Raw genomic sequence first — 17967 nt, forward strand, 5'->3', positions numbered from 1 at the left:
ACGTAGTTTGCCGGCTGAGGGCTTGTCAGTGCTTGGCGGTGCTTGTCAGTGCCCCGCATTACTCTGAGATGTATGGCATTTGCGACCGAACGTCCCGACGCCGTGCTCGCCCACTCGGAATACCGGCCGATCGGGGAAATTGAACGCACGCCGGGGCGCTTCACGGTGGTCAGTGACTACACTCCTGCCGGCGACCAGCCCGCCGCAATCGAGGATCTCGAGCGGCGCCTCAACAAGGGTGAGAAAGACGTCGTTCTTCTCGGTGCGACTGGGACCGGCAAGTCCGCGACAACGGCATGGCTGATCGAGCGGGTGCAGCGGCCGACGCTTCTCATGGCGCCGAACAAGACGCTTGCGGCCCAGCTAGCGAACGAGCTACGGGAGATGCTGCCACACAACGCTGTTGAGTATTTCGTTTCGTACTACGACTATTACCAGCCCGAGGCATATATCGCGCAGACAGATACGTACATCGAGAAGGACAGCTCGATCAATGACGATGTCGAGCGTCTGCGCCATCGGGCCACGTCGAGTCTCTTGTCACGGCGTGACGTCGTGGTGGTGTCGTCAGTCTCGTGCATCTATGGGCTAGGGACCCCGCAGTCGTATCTCGACCGTTCGATTGAGATCGAAGTGGGTCAGGAAGTGCCGCGTGACCGGCTGCTCAGGCTCCTGGTGGACATCCAGTACACGCGCAACGACATGGCCTTCGTCCGTGGAGCTTTCCGAGTCAGGGGTGACACTCTCGACATCATTCCGGCGTACGAAGAACTTGCTGTTCGGGTCGAGTTCTTCGGCGACGAGGTTGATTCGCTCTATTACATCCACCCGTTGACGGGTGACGTCGTCGAGCAGGTCCAGTCACTGCGGATCTTTCCCGCCACCCACTATGTGGCTGGTCCGGACCGCATGGAGAAGGCGATCGAGGGGATTGAGAGAGAACTCGAACAGCGGCTCGCTGACCTGGAAAATCGGGGGAAGCTCCTCGAAGCGCAGCGGCTGCGTATGCGGACTTCCTATGACATCGAGATGATGCGCCAGGTCGGCTTCTGCTCGGGCATCGAGAACTATTCACGCCACATCGATGCTCGTGGTTCGGGAACACCGCCAGCTACCCTGCTGGACTACTTTCCGGATGACTTCCTACTTGTCATTGACGAGTCACACGTCACGGTGCCGCAAATCGGGGGCATGTACGAGGGCGATATGTCGCGTAAACGCAACCTTGTTGACTACGGCTTCCGACTACCCTCTGCTCTCGATAACAGGCCCCTCACATGGGAAGAGTTCTCGTCCCGGATTGGGCAGACGGTGTATCTGTCAGCTACGCCCGGTCCGTACGAGCTAGGCAGGACGGGAGGCGAGTTCGTCGAGCAGGTCATCCGCCCCACGGGTCTCGTTGATCCACACGTCATTGTGAAGCCTACGAAAGGGCAGATTGATGACCTTGTACATGAAGTTCGGAGCCGGACTGAGCGTGATGAACGAATCCTCGTTACCACGTTGACGAAAAAGATGGCGGAGGACCTCACGGATTACCTCCTAGAACTGGGAATTAAGGTGCGGTACCTGCATTCTGATATCGACACCTTGCGGAGAGTCGAGTTGCTTCGGCAATTGCGCCTTGGTGAATTCGATGTGCTTGTTGGCATCAATCTGTTGCGCGAGGGCCTTGATCTTCCTGAGGTATCTCTGGTTGCAATTCTCGACGCCGATAAAGAAGGGTTTCTGCGGAGCTCAACGAGCCTCATCCAGACGATCGGTCGCGCGGCGCGCAACGTGTCGGGCGAGGTTCACATGTACGCCGACAGGATGACTGACTCGATGCAGCGGGCAATAGAGGAGACGGAGCGGCGCCGCGAGAAGCAAATCGCTTACAACACCGAGATGGGTATTGAGCCAGCGCCATTACGCAAGAAGATTGCCGATATTCTCGACCAGGTTTACCAGGAAGCAGACGATACTGATGAGTCTGTGTCTGTCGGTGGATCGGGCCGGAATGCGTCGCGCGGCCGCCGTGCTCAGGGCGAAGCGGGCCGTGCTGTCAGCCCGGGTGTGTACGACGGGCAAGACGTCAAGGCTATGCCGCGCGCCGAACTCGCCGACCTTATCGCGCAACTCACTGACCAGATGATGGCTGCTGCGCGGGACTTGCAATTCGAACTCGCTGCACGATTGCGTGATGAGATTGCTGACCTAAAGAAAGAACTCCGCGGAATGGATGCTGCCGGGATGTCCTGAGCACATAGCAGCGGTGGTTGTGACAGACATCGCGGAAATACTCAAGAAGATCAGTGGAATCAGAGCCGAAATCAACGTGAAGATGGGTGTGTACAGACTAGTGTCAGCGCTAGAAGTACTTACCGCGCTCTAAGCGGGGCAATATGCTCCGAGCACTGGCAAGATCAATGGAGGAACGAATGACCGCCTACCGCACGATCGTTGTGGGTTCCGATGGTTCAGAGTCGTCGCTCAAGGCTGTCGAGAAGGCAGGAGCGCTCGCGGGCGATGGAGACGCCAAGCTCGTGGTCGCCTGTGCTTACTACCCGTCCGATCCGAAGGAACTTGGGGATGCGGTTGATCAGCTGAAGGACGACGCCTATCAGATCACTGGCGCCGCACCGACCTATGAGATTCTCCGGAAGGCGCGCGAGCGCGCTGTGGATGCGGGCGCAAAGAATGTGGTGGAGCGTGCTGTCGTCGGCGCCCCTGTTGACTCGTTGCTCGCCCTCGTCGAAGAGGTAAGTGCGGACCTCCTGGTCGTCGGAAACCGCGGACTCAACACGCTGACTGGCCGGTTGCTTGGCTCGGTGCCCTCGGACGTCGCGCGGAAATCCGCAAGCGACGTTCTGATCGTTCATACCGTTCGCTGACGACTCGAACACGCCGGGGGCGGGCGACGTCGGCCCCCGGCGTCTTCCATTACGCGCAGTAGTACGTTTTCGCCGCTTCCACGTAGATTTCTGCGATTTCCGTGCCGGTCAGTCCGGCTCCAGTTTCTCGTGCCATAACGCTGGTGACGGATTGCAGGTTGTCGAGTATCTGCTGGCCCGAAGACCCCGCCTCAATCTGAACACAGATGCCGCGCACTAGCTGAAGTGTCGTCGCCCGAGATTGCCCTTTCACGCCCGCACCGTCAAGCGCGGCGAAGATGTCTTGCGCGCGGTCCTCGTCCATCGGACTCGCAGCTTCAGGTTCGACCGTCTCAATGAGACTATCGCTGGCTGTCTGCTCCTGAGCATGCTCATCATTACCACCACCGCATGCCGAAGTTGCGATCGCCGCCGCGACCAATACAAGCGCACCACACAGTGTGCGTCTCGATGAAGCGACATAGCGGCGTGGCATGTGGTTTGTGATCCTTTCTGGGCAGTCGTCCGGGCTTGCAACAGAGTGTGCAGGTTCGCAGCCCGCAAATCAGTGATTCTCCGCAGAAATAGCTGAGTAGCGCACTAATCCGTTATCAAACTCAGACACTCTGGTAGATCCCCAGCGTAGAAGACCCCAATCCGCTGGGTCGCGCGGGTAAGAGCAACGTAGATATCGTTCAGGCCCCGCGGGGATTCCGAAAGAATGCCGTCAGGATCGACGACGAGTACAGAGTCGAATTCCAGACCCTTCGCGTCCCGCACGACGAGGACGCTGACGTCCTCGGACTGGAGCGGTGAAAGCGATGCAGCGAGGGATTCCGGTGCGATGACTGCGATCGTCCCCTCCCGTTGTTCGTCCTGCCACTTGGTGACTTGAGCGGCGACCTCGGTGCTGAGATCAGGAATCGTCACCTTGCGCGCCCAGGGCAGATGGCCAGAATCGCGGATTGACTTCGGCGCCACGGCACCTTCCGAGATACGTGCGAGTACGTCCCCAGCAACAGCCATGATTTCGGAGGGTGTGCGGTAATTGATGGAGAGCTCGGCGAGCTTCCATCTACGCGCTACGTAGGGTTCGAGGGCCCCCTGCCATGATGACGTGCCGGCTGGGTTGCCAGTCTGTGCGGGGTCGCCCACCACTGTCATCCAGCGGTTGGGCACCCTGCGCATCACCATGCGCCACGCCATCGCAGACAATTCCTGTGCCTCGTCGATGATTGCGTGACCGTAGGTCCACTGCCTGTCGGCAGCCGCGCGCTCGGCGGTCGTCTTCGAATTTCGGTACTCCTGACGCTCCGCAAGCTGTTCAGCGTCGATCAGGTCGTACGCCATCAGGATTTCGGGATCGAGGTCGTCCTCGAGGTCTTGCGGAGCCGAGCCAGTGAGGATGTCGAGAGCCTCCTGCGCCTCGGCGATCTTCGCGCGCCAGCGTTCCTGGGCTAAACGGTCGTCATCGTCATCATCAATACCGAGCAGTTCTGCAAGCTCGTCCAGAAGAGGGGCATCACCGGGGGAGAAGGGCTCGGACTTAGGGCGAAGAAGTTCGGTCCGTTCAGCTTCCGAAAGGTGAGGCGAAGCGCGCCGAAGACGCTCTTCGGACGCGAACAGGTCGCGCAACACGACCTGCGGTGTGAGGTGGGGCCAGAAGGAACCGACGATAGTGCGGATTGTCGAATCTTGGCGCATTTCGTCGCGAACGTCGGCGATATCCTCCCGGCTGAGCAACGAATCCTTGCCGGCCAAATTGGCCCCCACAATCGCGGCGTACTGTTCCGCCAGACCCTCGATCGCTGCGGCGAAGTACAGATCGCGCGCCCGGTTATGTGGCTTTCTAGACGAACGGGCACGTCCCCGCGCGCGGGTGATCAGCTTCTTATCGATTGTGAGTCGATATGTATCGAATTCGAACTCGACCGGTCGCGATGGAACTTCCTGGCGATCCCGGACGGCTTCCTTCAGTACATCAACCATCGCGAGGGACCCCTTGACCACTGCTGCACCCAGCGAATCCTGTCCGATTGCTGCCACACCTGGGTAGAGATCACCGATCGTGGAGAGCACCACGCCAGTTTCTCCGAGCGACGGGAGCACCTGACTGATGTACTTGAGGAACGTGTCATTCGGCCCAATTATGAGCACCCCGCTCTTCTCAAGTAGATCGCGGAAGGTGTAGAGGAGGAATGCGGCACGGTGTAACGCCACCGCCGTCTTGCCGGTCCCCGGGCCTCCCTGCACAACCAGGACGCTTCGATGCTCCGATCGAATAATCTCGTCTTGTTCGCGCTGGATTGTCGCAACGATGTCGACCATATGGCCGGTGCGCGCCGCGCTTATTGCCGCGAGGAGGGCGTTTTCGCTGGCGACGCCGGTTTCACCCTCGGCATAAGCCGCGGACTCATTGAACTCGTCGCCATTGTTCGCGGCGAGCGCGTCGGGGTCGAGGTACTCATCGTTGAGGGCCGTGACGGTGCGCCCTCGTGTTCGAATATGACGCCGCCTCGCTACCCCCTCGGGCGACGCAGGGGTTGCGAGGTAGAACGGTCGCGCCATCGGTGCACGCCAGTCGAGGAGCAACGGGTCGAAGTCGCTGTCCTCATCCCAAATGCCTAGCCGTCCGACGTAGCGGGCTTCGCCGTCACTGAGATCGATACGGCCGAAACATAGCCCATTCTCCGCCGCGAGGTATTTGGACAACTTCGCGGTGTACATCGCGTTGTATGACTCGCGCTCAGATTGCGCCTGCGGCGTACCGCCACGTTCACGCATTACCGAGGCCAGGTTCTGGCGCGCATGATCACGCAGACCATCCAATCGCCCGTAGAGCATTGCGACATACTCCTGCTCACGGTCGATTTCTCGCTCCTGCACCTCAAGCTCCTTCGCCTGCGCGACAGCCACGTCGCAATACTGAGCCAACCACTCTAGCTCAGAAGTATCGCCGTGCGCGCAGGCGAAGTGCGCCGCATCTAGGCGTTAGCGATGCTTTATGTGAGCACGGACTTCCGCTGAGCCGTCCTTGGCCAGTTCTGCCGTGCGGTGCGCGAGATCTGAGCTGCGATCCGCCGCTTTCGCTGCAAGTTCAGCGCTTCGGTCCGACGCCGTGCTGTACCACTTACTTGCCTGTTCAGCTGCGGTCTCGTACAAATCCGGAGCCTTGTCTGCCGCCACTTCGTACCACTCAGAACCACGCTTGGACGCAGCCTCCATCAGTTCAGAGCCTCGATCAGCGGCAACCTCGAACAGCTCAGAGCCACGCTCACCTGCTTCTGCGGCGACCTCACGTGCCCGTTCCGCGACGGTGTGCCACCCCTCCGCAAGTTTCGCGCGTGTCTCGGCCGAAGTGCCTGCGCTCGAGGCGGCTGGCGCTGCGGTGGAGATCGCCGTAGTAGCCCGCCCAGCGAGACGACGCGCACGCCACCCCACTGAAGGCTTGCCTTCGGTGTCACTGGCTGTGATCAGCAGGCCTCCGAGCAACGCCACGTTCTTCAGGAAATGCGAGCGCTGCTCAGCACGCAGCCGGCTGTCGGTCTCTGCCCAGAAAGGATGCTGCACCACCGTTGTAGGCACGAGGGTTACCGCGAGCAGCCCCGATGCAATCCGTGGCGTTCGCCCGAGCGCCAGTAAGGCGCCCGCTCCAACCTGGACAGCCGCGTTGATGCGCGCGACTGTTGCAGGGTCTGCGGGAAGCTTGCGCGAGGTGTCCGCCGGAAGTGAGGCATGGGCATACTCGACGAGCGGGGCTGCTTTGTCGGCGATTTCTTCAGGATTTCGAAGCGTGTTAACCCCATTCGCAACGAAAACTCCGGCAAGCATTGGGCGTGCGATCCTGCGAAGCAGCATGATTCAGCCTTTCCACGGTACGAGTCCGGTTACCACCCTAGTAAGTACATACCCAGGACGGGGCTCGTTATCCGTCACGTTGCATGTGAGTTGGAGAATTTGCTCCCAGGAAAGGGGCATATCGGGTTCTGGGACACGCGTTTACCATCCGCGGTCGCGCCATTGAGGAAGCTGGGCCCGTTCCGCGCCGAGTGTGGTGTCAGCACCGTGACCTGGATAGACGGTGGCCGAGTCGTCGAACCGATCGAAGAGCCGCTCCGAGACGTCATGGAACAGTCGGCGGAACGCTTCCGGCGACGAAGTCTTTCCGACGCCACCGGGGAATAGGCTGTCGCCCGTGAAAAGGTGCGTGACACCGCCGAGCGAGGTGGCGAGTGCCACGGAGCCCGGGGTGTGGCCGCGAAGGTGAATGACCTCAAACGCGAGATCGCCGACTTGGATCACGTCACCGTGGTCGACAAGCCTGTCCGGCGCAACCGGCAGCGGTTCGGCATCGAGCGGGTGGGCAACGGTTGGTGCTTGCGTCTCCGCCGCCACCGCTTCCAGCGCCTGCCAGTGGTCCGCATGCTGATGTGTCGTCAAGATGAGTTCGAGCTGCGGCGCCTGCGATGAGAGCAGTTCGAGAATGCGCGGAGCCTCGTTCGCCGCGTCAATCAGAAGGGACTTTCCGGTACGTTCGCAGGTAACGACATACACGTTGTTATCCATCGGACCGACCGACATTTTCAGGATCCGCGCCTCGGGCAGCAGTCGACGGTGGACTGGACCTCCGCCTTCGACAGTTCCGGTGTACTCGTCAACAATCGTAATTGGGTGCGCCATGCACATCGAGGTTACCGGGGGACTTTGGTTAGCTGAAGGCGGCCACCTGAAGATTGATCGCCGCTTGACGACGGCTTCCTGAAATTGTCAGGGGCACGGCGTAGCATGTCGGCGCTGGCTAAGAAGCGTGGTTTTCGGGGCGCGTACGCGCCGGACAAAAGGGGTTGCAGTGGCGGATCGGCTAGTCGTGCGTGGTGCGCGCGAGCACAATCTGCGGGGGATTGACCTCGATTTGCCGCGGGATAGCCTGATTGTCTTCACCGGCCTGTCAGGTTCAGGGAAGTCGAGTCTGGCCTTCGACACGATCTTCGCCGAGGGGCAGCGTCGCTACGTTGAGTCCCTCTCGGCGTACGCCCGCCAGTTTCTCGGCCAGATGGACAAACCGGACGTCGATTTCATTGAAGGTCTTTCTCCAGCTGTCTCCATCGACCAGAAGTCGACGAACCGTAATCCGCGGTCCACGGTGGGAACGATCACGGAAGTGTACGACTACCTGCGGCTTCTTTTCGCTCGTGCCGGTACACCGTACTGCCCTGCATGTGGAGAGAAGATCGCCCGGCAGACTCCGCAACAGATCGTTGACCAGGTGCTGGAGATGGAGTCGGGCACACGATTCCAGGTGCTCGCACCAGTGGTACGAACGCGTAAAGGCGAATTTGTCGAGCTGTTTTCGCAACTCAGCTCCGAAGGCTTCGCACGCGTTCGAGTCGATGGCACGGTGTACCCGCTTACTGATCCGCCGACACTCAAGAAGCAAGAAAAGCATGACATCGAAGTTGTTGTTGACCGCCTTGTCGTCAAAGACAGCGCGAAGCAGCGTTTGACCGATTCCGTGGAGACGGCCCTGCGTCTCGCGGATGGCATAGTGGTCCTCGATTTTGTCGATCGCGATGAATCTGCTTCCGATCGTCAGCGCCGATTCTCCGAGCGCCTCGCCTGCCCGAACGGCCACGCCCTCGCCATAGATGATCTCGAGCCCCGGTCCTTCTCTTTCAACTCGCCCTATGGCGCCTGTCCTGAGTGTCACGGTCTCGGGATCCGCAAAGAAGTGGATCCCGACCTGGTGGTGCCCGATCCCGAGCTTTCCCTGGCCGATGGCGCCATTGCACCCTGGTCGTCGGGGCAGTCTGCGGAGTACTTCACACGACTGCTCAAGGGGTTGGGTGACGCCATGGGATTCACCCTTGAAACCCCGTGGCGGCGGCTGCCCGCAAAGGCGAAAAAAGCGGTTCTCGAAGGTTCGGAACATCAAGTCCATGTGCGCTATACGAACCGTTATGGCCGGACACGTTCCTACTATGCCGAATTCGAGGGTGTAATGCCGTTTCTCCAGCGGCGCCTCGATCAGACCGAGTCCGACCAGATGAAAGATCGCTACGAGGGTTTCATGCGGGATACCCCGTGCCCGGCATGCAATGGCGCTCGGCTGCGTCCCGAGATCCTGTCGGTCCGCATCCCAGGCGGTGATGGACAAGCCAGGTCTATCGCGGAAGTGTGCGAGCTGTCGATCTCGGAATGCGCGCAGTACTTGAACAGCCTTGAGCTTGGAGCGCGTGAAGCTGCCATCGCGGGCCGAGTGCTGCGGGAAGTACAGGCACGGCTCGGCTTCCTTCTTGACGTCGGCCTTGACTACTTGTCGCTAGACCGTGCCGCGGGAACGTTGTCCGGCGGCGAAGCACAGCGAATCCGGCTCGCTACTCAGATCGGCTCAGGTCTCGTAGGAGTGCTTTATGTACTAGACGAGCCGTCCATCGGTCTGCACCAGCGGGACAATCGGAGGCTGATCGATACCCTGACACGTCTCCGCGATCTTGGTAACACCCTCATAGTCGTGGAACACGACGAGGACACGATCCGAACATCGGACTGGATTGTCGACATCGGGCCGCGGGCGGGAGAACACGGTGGCGAAGTGGTCCACAGCGGCACCTTCGCCGAGTTGCTTGAGAATTCCAACTCGCTGACTGGGGCATACCTCGCTGGCCGCCTGCAGATAGAGACGCCGATGGTGCGCCGGCCGATCGACCGTAAACGCAAGCTCACAGTCGTGGGGGCACGGGAACATAATTTGCGCGACATCGAGGTGGACTTCCCGCTCGGCGCTCTCCTCGCAATCACAGGGGTCTCTGGTTCAGGAAAGTCGACTCTGGTCAATGAGATTCTTGCGAAAACGCTGGCGAACAAGCTCAACGGCGCACGTCATGTGCCGGGCCGTCATACCCGTATCAAGGGCGTCGACAATCTGGACAAATTGGTCCAGGTAGACCAGTCTCCGATCGGTCGCACTCCGCGATCCAACCCGGCCACATATACCGGTGTATTCGACAAGATTCGTACGCTATTCGCCGCGACCACGGAGGCGAAAGTACGTGGTTACCAGCCCGGCAGGTTCAGCTTCAACGTCAAGGGCGGACGCTGCGAGGCGTGCACAGGCGACGGCACAATCAAGATCGAGATGAACTTCTTGCCGGATGTGTACGTCCCCTGCGAGGTGTGCCACGGTGCGCGCTATAACCGTGAGACTCTCGAGGTGCATTACAAGGGGAGAAACATCGCTGAAGTACTTGACATGTCTATCGAGGAAGCTGCGGACTTCTTCGAACCGGTAACGTCGATCCACCGGTACCTGAAAACGCTCGTCGAAGTCGGACTGGGCTACGTACGGCTGGGACAGTCGGCGCCCACCCTTTCGGGTGGTGAGGCGCAGCGTGTCAAGTTAGCTGCTGAACTTCAGAAGCGTTCGACTGGCCGCACGATCTACATCCTCGATGAGCCGACCACTGGCCTGCACTTCGAGGATATCCGGAAGCTCCTCAAGGTAATCAATGGCCTTGTCGACAAGGGCAACACGGTTATCGTCATCGAGCACAACCTCGACGTGATCAAAACCGCTGACTGGATCATCGATATGGGTCCCGAGGGTGGCTCTGGCGGCGGCATCGTTGTCGCGCAAGGGACACCCGAAGATGTCGCGGCGATGGAGGAAAGCTATACAGGTGGGTTCCTCGCCGAACTGCTCGGGGGCCAGCGGCATGACGTAAACGGACATGAGGGGGCACCTTCCGCAACTCAGTCCGTACCAGCCGCGGGCCGCACTAGCGGAACTGGGCCCGAAGGCGGCGGCAGTGGCAATGGAGCCCGGGGCGGTAAGCGCCGGGGACGGGTCACCGCGCCCGTTGCCTAGCGGGAAGAGCCCCTCGACGCCGGTTAATGCACGGGGCCGGTGTATTTTTCGCCCGGGCCGTGTCCAGGCTCGTCCGGATAAGCGGAGCTTTCCCTGAAGGCGCGCTGCAGGGCCTGCAGTCCGTCGCGGAGCGGTCCCGCATGCGGCCCCAGATACTCCGCTGAAGCGGTGATGAGGCCTGCGAGCGCGGTGATAATGCGGCGGGCCTCGTCGAGATCGAAATGCGGGCTGTTCTGAGGCTCAGATGAGGACAGCCCAAGTTTCTCCGCACCCGAACTCAGCAGCATGACAGCTGCCCGGGAGATCACCTCTATCGCCGGGATTTCCGCGAGCTCACGGACGGGAAGTTCACCCTCGATTTCTCCTTGCACCATCTGCGGGTCGTGGGCACTGCGGGGCACGTCGTTCGTCGCGTAGGTTTCGTCCGCCATAGGTGGTACCCTGTCATACGCGACCGCCTCCGTTGACTTCGGGGGCATCAAGTGGAGCCCAGCTCCCACCGTTGCACGCACAGTGTCAACGGTCCGGTCCGCCCGGTTTTCCGGGTCCCCTGTAGGTGTGGGGTTTCAGGGTGCTGTGAGGTGCCCTGGCAGCGACCGGTCGGCAATGGGCCCCTGTCGGTACTCGAGTACCGGCGCAGGGGCTTTCTTTGTTGGGGCAGGGGTTCGCTGACTACAGACGCACCGCTAACTGAGGAGGCCCCATCAGCACTGAGACCCGCATCAATGACCGCATCCGAGTTCCCGAAGTCCGACTGGTCGGCCCGAACGGCGAGCAGGTGGGAATCGTGCGGATTGAAGATGCACTGCGCCTTGCTCTCGATGCAGACATGGATCTCGTCGAGGTTGCCCCTGATGCTCGTCCGCCGGTCTGCAAGATCATGGACTACGGCAAGTTCAAGTATGAGGCGGCGCAGAAAGCTCGTGAATCTCGCCGGAACCAGCAGCAGACGGTCATCAAGGAACAGAAGCTGCGCCCGAAGATCGACGACCACGATTACGAGACGAAGAAGCGAAATGTCGTGCGCTTCCTCGATGCGGGCAACAAGGTGAAGGTCACTATCATGTTCCGCGGCCGCGAGCAGTCGCGGCCGGAGCTTGGCTTCAGGTTGCTTCAGCGCCTCGCTGCAGATGTCGCCGACCTGGGATTTGTCGAGACATCTGCGCGTCAGGACGGCCGGAACATGACTATGGTCCTAGCCCCCCACCGCGGACAAAAGACACGTACAAAAGCGCAGCAAGGAGCCGGGCGTGCCGCCCGTCCAGAGCAGCAGGAGGAGCAGGCGGAAGGCTCGGCCCAAGCCGGCTGATCCTCTCAATGCCTGCCCCCGTGCGGGGCGTTAGCGCAGGTCAGCATAGAACTGCGCTGACCGCTTCTGCGCAACAACCACAACGAACCGAGGACACTGAATCTCATGCCGAAGAACAAGACCCATAGCGGCGCTTCGAAGCGCTTCAAGGTTTCTGGTGGCGGCAAACTGCTGCGCCAGCGCGCCAACCGTCGCCACCTTTTGGAGCACAAGTCGAGCCACCGGACTCGCCGCCTCGAGGGCACGGTCACAGTCAGCGATAACGATGCACCGCGCGTCAAGCGCATGCTCGGACTCTGAGACAAGCACTCCCGACCATACGGGTCGAAGTAGACCCCCGAGAACTGACAGGACAAGCTAGTGGCACGCGTCAAAAGAGCGGTGAACGCTCAGAAGAAGCGCCGGACAATACTTGAGGGTGCGAAGGGCTACCGTGGGCAGCGGTCGCGCCTCTACCGCAAGGCCAAGGAGCAGATGCTCCATTCAATGACGTATTCCTACCGGGATCGTCGTGCTCGCAAGGGTGACTTCCGCAAGCTGTGGATCACCCGCATCAATGCGGCAGCTCGTGCTAACGACATCACCTACAACCGCCTGATTCAGGGTCTGAAGGCAGCCGGTGTGGAGGTCGACCGCAAGAACCTCGCCGAGATCGCGGTTTCGGACCCAGACGCCTTCGCAGCTCTCGTCAGTGTTGCGAAAGATGCGCTTCCGGCAGATGTGAACGCACCTGCTGAGGACGCGGCCTGACCGTCCGCGACAGCGAAACTGCAGAGACACGACCCGTGGATACGATTTCTGACCGGAATCCACGGGTCGTGTCGGCGTTGAAGCTGGTGAAAGCCGGCGAGCGCCGAAAGACCGCAAAGTTCCTCGCTGAAGGTTCGAACGCCGTCGGCGGCGCTCTGGAGAACGGCCTCGCCATCGAACTGTTCAGCAGTGCGGAAGGCCTGGTCAAGCACGCGAAAGTCATCTCGGATGCGCGACGGGCCGCAGTGCCGGTGTGGCAGGTTTCTGATCGCGTGGCGCAAGCGCTTTCGGAGACTGTGACGCCGCAGGGAATTGTTGCCGTCTGTCATCAGCCTGTGCACTCGCTGGCCTCCCTCCTCGACGCACTGCCCGCTGAAGCGTTCGTCGCAGTCCTGATTGATGTCAACGACCCGGGCAACGCTGGGGCTATCATTCGCGTGGCAGACGCGGCCGGGGCGCATGGGGTGATTCTTGTGGGCGATGCGGTCGATCCGTGTAATGGCAAGGCAATCCGGGCGTCGGCGGGAAGCTTCTTTCACCTCCCGGTGGTCCGCGAGCGCGACACGAGCGCTGTGCTTCGGCAACTACGGGACCACGGCTGCATGCTGCTCGCGACGACCGCCGAAGGAGAGGAATCCCTGACACGGCTCGCGCAGCGAGAAACCTCCCCAGTGCAGGCAGGACGTGTTGCGTGGATCTTTGGGAACGAGGCGCACGGGCTGAGTGCCACGGCACTTGCCCAGGCCGACGTTAAAGTGCGCATTCCCATCTTCGGTCAAGCGGAAAGTCTGAATCTCGCAACGGCTGCAGCGCTGTGTCTCTACGAGAGCGCAAGGATGTTCGAGCTTCGCGCCAATGGACAACCTGGACACCGATTGCCGTGAACCGCGGTGTCTCGCATAACATCGGCACAGCACACAAGTGAGGAGTGAAGCGGATCGTGTCAGAGAACGCAGCTCAGCAGGCCCCAGAATCGGGTACGTCTGCCGGCGACGCGCAGATGCTCAGCGAGGAAGCGCTCGAAGCTGCCGCGACGGCTGCGGAGGAGGCGTTCGCCGCGACGGGATCGCTGGATGACCTCGCCCACGCGAAGACGCAGCACCTTGGTGACCGTTCTCCTATTGCACTGGCGCGGCGCGCACTGGGGACACTGCCCAAGGCGGAGCGTGCGGACGCGGGCAAGCGAGTCAATGTGTACAGGGCTCGTGTCCAGCGGGCTTTCGATGCGCGTTCCGAGATTCTTCACGCTGAGCGTGACGCTGCAGTACTTGTCGCGGAGACTATTGATGTCACGCTGCCAGCGGATCGGACTCCGCGGGGCGCACGCCACCCAATCACAATAATCTCTGAGCAGATCTGCGACGTATTCATCGCAATGGGGTGGGAGGTGGCGGAAGGCCCCGAGGTCGAGACTGAACATGCGAACTTCGATGCGCTGAACTTCCTGCCCGATCATCCCGCGCGAACGATGCAGGACACTTTTCACATCGCACCTGAGGGGTCCCGGCAGGTGTTGCGCACTCACACGTCGCCGGTCCAGGTTCGGAGCATGCTCACCCGCGAGGTGCCGATCTACGTCGTCTGCCCTGGCCGTACTTTCCGCACTGACGAACTCGACGCTACCCACACACCGGTCTTCTCGCAGGTGGAAGGCCTCGCGGTGGACAAGGGTCTGACGATGGCAAACCTGAAGGGCACGCTGGACGCATTTGCGCGTGCTTTGTTCGGGCCGGCCGCGATCACGCGCATGCGCGCGAACTACTTCCCGTTCACGGAACCCTCGGCGGAAGTTGATGTCTGGTTCGAGGGAAAGAAGGGCGGCCCGGGCTGGGTCGAATGGGGTGGCTGCGGAATGGTGCACCCGAACGTGTTGCGCGCCAACGGCATTGATCCCGACGTGTACTCCGGGTTCGCGTTCGGTATGGGGCTCGAGCGGACACTGCAGTTCCGCAATGGCATCCCAGATATGCGAGACATCGTTGAAGGTGACATCCGGTTCACGTTGCCGTTCGGTGTGCAGGGTTAAAGAGTTGTCTTCGGACAGGGGAAGCGAGTTCACGTGCGAGTAGCGCAGTCCTGGCTGACTGAGGTCGTCCAGCGTGCGAACCCGGGATGGCAGATCACGACCGAGGAGTTCGATGCCGGCTTCGTCGGTGTGGGACTCGAGGTTGAAGAGGTCACGGCGCTTGGTCCAGTTTCGGGTCCCGTGGTTGTCGGCCGCGTTGTCACCATCGAGCAGCTCGACGGGTTCAAGAAGTCCATTCGGTTCTGCACCGTAGACGTGGGCGAAGCAGAGCCGCGCGGGATCGTGTGCGGCGCGCAGAACTTCGTACCAGAAGACCTGGTCGTGGTAGCGCTCCCGGGGGCAGTGCTTCCAGGCGACTTCCGGATCGCATCCCGGGAGACCTATGGTCGCGTTTCTGACGGCATGATCTGTTCTGCGCGTGAACTTGGCATTGGCCGGGACCACGCGGGCATCCTGGTTCTCTCACCAGGAACCGCGATCCCGGGTGCGGACGCGCACGCGGTGGTGGGCCTTGACGATCATGTCATCGAGCTGGCCGTGACACCCGACCGTGGATACTGCCTATCCGTACGCGGTCTTACCCGTGAGCTGTGCTGCGGCTTCGGACTTTCATTCGCTGATCCCGCACAAGTGCCAGTACACGGCACAGAGGAAGAAGCGTGGGGGGTTACCGTCGATCCAGAGTCGGGCGCCACCCGCTTCGCGCTGCGCCGCGTTACCGGTATCGACACCCAGGCTGTAACTCCGTGGTGGCTGCAACGGAGACTCATGCTGTCGGGAGTGCGCCCGATTTCACCGGCGGTTGATGTCACCAACTATGTACTGCTCGAACTCGGGCAGCCGATGCACGCATTCGACGTGGCGAGGTTACGGGGCGACCTCGTCGTGCGGCGTGCGCAAGCGGGGGAGAAGCTCCTCACGCTCGACGATGTGGTGCGGGAGCTCGACGGTGAAGACGTGGTAATCGCTGATGACAGCGGGCCAGTCTCACTCGCGGGTGTGATGGGCGGCGCAAGTACTGAGGTATCCGCGGAGACCACGGAGGTACTCCTCGAGGCCGCTTGCTGGGACCCGCTTGCTGTGTTCCGTACGTCACGGCGGCACAAACTCTCCAGCGAGGCGAGCCGACGCTTTGAGCGTTCGGTCGATCCGGCACTCGCTGTTGCCGCGCTCGACCGTGCCGCGTCGCTGCTCGCTGAGATTACTGGGGGAACAGTTGAACCGGTGCTGACCGACATCGGCTTTGTCCCGGAACGACCCACGATCCGTATGAAGCCTGATCTCCCCGATCGAGTCGCGGGAGTGGGATACCGTGCGGGCACCACGCAGTTCCGTCTCGAGCAGATTGGTGCCACGGTCCTCGAGGACACTGGTGCTGGCGGAGCACATGAGCTGCTCGTCACGCCGCCGACCTGGCGTCCAGATCTGAATCAGCCGGCAGATCTCGTCGAGGAAGTGCTGCGACTCGAGGGGCTCGATGTCATTCCTTCCGTGCTGCCCGCAGCACCTGCCGGCCGTGGGCTGACCCCGTTGCAGCGCCGTCGGCGCGCGGTGAGCCGCGCGCTTGCCTACACCGGTTATGTCGAGGTGCAGCCTCCGCCGTTCATGTCCGATACGGTGTTCGACCAGTGGTCCCTCGACGCGGACGATCCGCGCCGGGTGACGCTGAAGGTACTCAACCCGCTCGATAGCGAGCGGGCCGCGCTCGCCACGACACTACTGCCTGGTCTCTGTGATGTTGCGGCACGGAATGTGTCGAGGGGCCAGCGTGATCTTTCGATCTTCGCGATCGGTCAGGTGTCACTGCCTGGAACCGACACCGTGCCGGTGGAGATGCTTGCGGTGGACCGGCGGCCTTCCGGCCAGGAGATCGCACGGCTTTTCGCGTCGCTGCCCGACCAGCCAGTCCGGGTGGGCGTCGTGCTGACGGGTCTGCGTGAACCTGCGGGCCCCTGGGGCAAGGGACGTCCGGTGGCCGCAGCTGACGCGTTCGCCGTTGCGGAGCTGATCGCTGACGCTGCAGGGGTTCCGCTTGAGCGCGGGGCAGCCCAGTATTTGCCGTGGCACCCGGGCCGTTGCGCTGAGCTCATCGTCGACGGGACCGTGGTCGGCCATGCCGGTGAGTTGCATCCCGCAGTGCTCGAAGCGGTGGGACTGCCTCCGCGTACGTGTGCTGTCGAGATGGAACTTGACAGTCTTCCCGTGCGGGAGAACTTGCCCGCCCCACAGCCGTCCGTATTTCCTGCCGTGCACCAGGATGTGGCCGTCGTGGTCGACGAAACTGTTCCTGCAGCGGCTGTCGAATCGGCGCTCGCGGATGGCGCGGGGGAGCTGCTTGACGAGATCAGGCTCTTTGATGTGTTCGCGGGCGCGCAGATCGGAGAGGGACGTAAATCGCTCGCCTTTTCCCTGCGTTTCCGGGCGCCCGACCGGACGCTGACTGAAGATGAGGCAACGGCGGCGCGTGACTCCGCCGTTGCGGTGGCACACGAGCGGTTCCAGGCAGAACTCCGGCACTGATCTCGCAGGCGCGGGTGTGCGCGGCGCCGAATTCCTTCGGACGTATCCTTGAACCACACTTCCGAAGGAGGGCTGAGGATATGGCGACTACCGATCCTGCCGTACGTCCCGGGGCTGGGGAAGAAGACGATGCCCGTTCAGCCGCAACGTTTGGCGAACTGCTTGCAGCGCTCGAGAAATTGCCGGACCACGAGCTGTGTGAGCTCGTCTCTGAGGTAACCGTTGACCGGTCCCATTTGAGAGCTCTGCATCAGGTCGCGCAGTTGTCTGCCATGGCGGCGCCGGTGCCGCAAGATTCGGGAGAGCTCGGCAGTGCGAGCATTTCAGTGGCTGGGGGTGTGGTGTCGCCCCGTGACGTCACCGATGGCCCGGTAGGTGAGGTGCCGCCGCTAGAGGATCCGGCAGCCCGCGGCGAGCCGGGGCTTGAACCCGGATGGACGAAGGAAGGCGTCCCCACATTCAGCAGTGTGCGGGACAAGATCGCTGCTCGATTCGCGGTGGCAATAGGCGCGTCTGAGACGACCGTTTCCGAAGCCGAGGAGCGGTCGCTGGAACAGCAGTGGGAAGCGCGGGCGAGGATGGCTCGTGAGCGGCTCAATCAGATTCGTGGGCTCATGCAGAAGTAGCCGGTCAGGTTGAATAAACT

General features: G+C 61.5%; 15 protein-coding genes. 10 read left to right on the forward strand and 5 right to left on the reverse strand.

Annotation, left to right across the window (positions count from 1 at the left end):
• The first annotated feature begins 72 nt into the window (after positions 1–72).
• Positions 73–2241: an excinuclease ABC subunit UvrB gene (uvrB, locus tag AS9A_RS07195; protein ID WP_013806291.1), complete on the forward strand. Its 2169-nt coding sequence runs from the start codon at positions 73–75 to the stop codon at positions 2239–2241.
• Positions 2242–2420: 179 nt separating this feature from the next.
• Positions 2421–2873 (forward strand): universal stress protein, encoded by a 453-nt coding sequence (locus tag AS9A_RS07200; RefSeq protein WP_041450930.1) that lies wholly within the window; start codon positions 2421–2423, stop codon positions 2871–2873.
• A gap of 49 nt (positions 2874–2922) precedes the next feature.
• On the opposite strand, the gene AS9A_RS07205 is transcribed toward AS9A_RS07200, so the two are convergent.
• From AS9A_RS07205 to AS9A_RS07220, 4 genes are all read right to left on the reverse strand, one after another.
• Positions 2923–3348: a DUF732 domain-containing protein gene (locus AS9A_RS07205; RefSeq protein ID WP_013806294.1), complete on the reverse strand. Its 426-nt coding sequence runs from the start codon at positions 3346–3348 to the stop codon at positions 2923–2925.
• Positions 3349–3452: 104 nt separating this feature from the next.
• Positions 3453–5696 carry a HelD family protein gene (locus tag AS9A_RS07210; RefSeq protein ID WP_083826665.1) on the reverse strand — a complete coding sequence of 748 codons (2244 nt, stop codon included), beginning with the start codon at positions 5694–5696 and terminating at the stop codon, positions 3453–3455.
• A gap of 147 nt (positions 5697–5843) precedes the next feature.
• Entirely contained in the window at positions 5844–6710 is an 867-nt protein-coding gene (locus AS9A_RS07215; RefSeq protein WP_013806296.1) for a DoxX family protein, read from the reverse strand.
• A gap of 141 nt (positions 6711–6851) precedes the next feature.
• On the reverse strand, positions 6852–7538 hold the full coding sequence (locus AS9A_RS07220) for an MBL fold metallo-hydrolase (RefSeq protein WP_013806297.1): 687 nt from the start codon (positions 7536–7538) through the stop codon (positions 6852–6854).
• 163 nt (positions 7539–7701) lie between these two features.
• Here AS9A_RS07220 and uvrA point away from each other — a divergent pair, with 163 nt between their 5' ends.
• Positions 7702–10716, forward strand: coding sequence for an excinuclease ABC subunit UvrA (gene uvrA / locus AS9A_RS07225; protein WP_013806298.1), 3015 nt, complete (start codon positions 7702–7704; stop codon positions 10714–10716).
• 23 nt (positions 10717–10739) lie between these two features.
• Here uvrA and AS9A_RS07230 read toward each other — a convergent pair whose 3' ends face one another.
• Positions 10740–11090: a DUF1844 domain-containing protein gene (locus AS9A_RS07230; RefSeq protein WP_041451654.1), complete on the reverse strand. Its 351-nt coding sequence runs from the start codon at positions 11088–11090 to the stop codon at positions 10740–10742.
• 329 nt (positions 11091–11419) lie between these two features.
• On the opposite strand from AS9A_RS07230, the gene infC reads away from it, so the two are divergent.
• From infC to AS9A_RS23635, 7 genes are all read left to right on the forward strand, one after another.
• Positions 11420–12025 (forward strand): translation initiation factor IF-3, encoded by a 606-nt coding sequence (infC, locus tag AS9A_RS07235; protein WP_083826483.1) that lies wholly within the window; start codon positions 11420–11422, stop codon positions 12023–12025.
• Positions 12026–12130: 105 nt separating this feature from the next.
• Positions 12131–12325 (forward strand): 50S ribosomal protein L35, encoded by a 195-nt coding sequence (rpmI, locus tag AS9A_RS23190; RefSeq protein ID WP_013806301.1) that lies wholly within the window; start codon positions 12131–12133, stop codon positions 12323–12325.
• A gap of 60 nt (positions 12326–12385) precedes the next feature.
• On the forward strand, positions 12386–12775 hold the full coding sequence (gene rplT / locus AS9A_RS07245) for a 50S ribosomal protein L20 (RefSeq protein ID WP_013806302.1): 390 nt from the start codon (positions 12386–12388) through the stop codon (positions 12773–12775).
• 35 nt (positions 12776–12810) lie between these two features.
• A complete protein-coding gene (locus tag AS9A_RS07250; protein WP_041450933.1) occupies positions 12811–13659 on the forward strand; it encodes a TrmH family RNA methyltransferase in 849 nt (282 codons plus the stop codon).
• A gap of 116 nt (positions 13660–13775) precedes the next feature.
• Entirely contained in the window at positions 13776–14801 is a 1026-nt protein-coding gene (pheS, locus tag AS9A_RS07255) for a phenylalanine--tRNA ligase subunit alpha (RefSeq protein ID WP_049793860.1), read from the forward strand.
• A gap of 33 nt (positions 14802–14834) precedes the next feature.
• Complete coding sequence (gene pheT, locus AS9A_RS07260; protein WP_013806305.1) at positions 14835–17321, forward strand: phenylalanine--tRNA ligase subunit beta; 2487 nt, start codon at positions 14835–14837, stop codon at positions 17319–17321.
• 80 nt (positions 17322–17401) lie between these two features.
• The gene (locus tag AS9A_RS23635; RefSeq protein WP_013806306.1) at positions 17402–17947 is read left to right on the forward strand and encodes a hypothetical protein; all 546 of its coding nucleotides are present in this window, start codon (positions 17402–17404) and stop codon (positions 17945–17947) included.
• Positions 17948–17967: the final 20 nt, after the last annotated feature.

The organism is Hoyosella subflava DQS3-9A1 (assembly GCF_000214175.1).
Taxonomy (GTDB): domain Bacteria; phylum Actinomycetota; class Actinomycetes; order Mycobacteriales; family Mycobacteriaceae; genus Hoyosella; species Hoyosella subflava.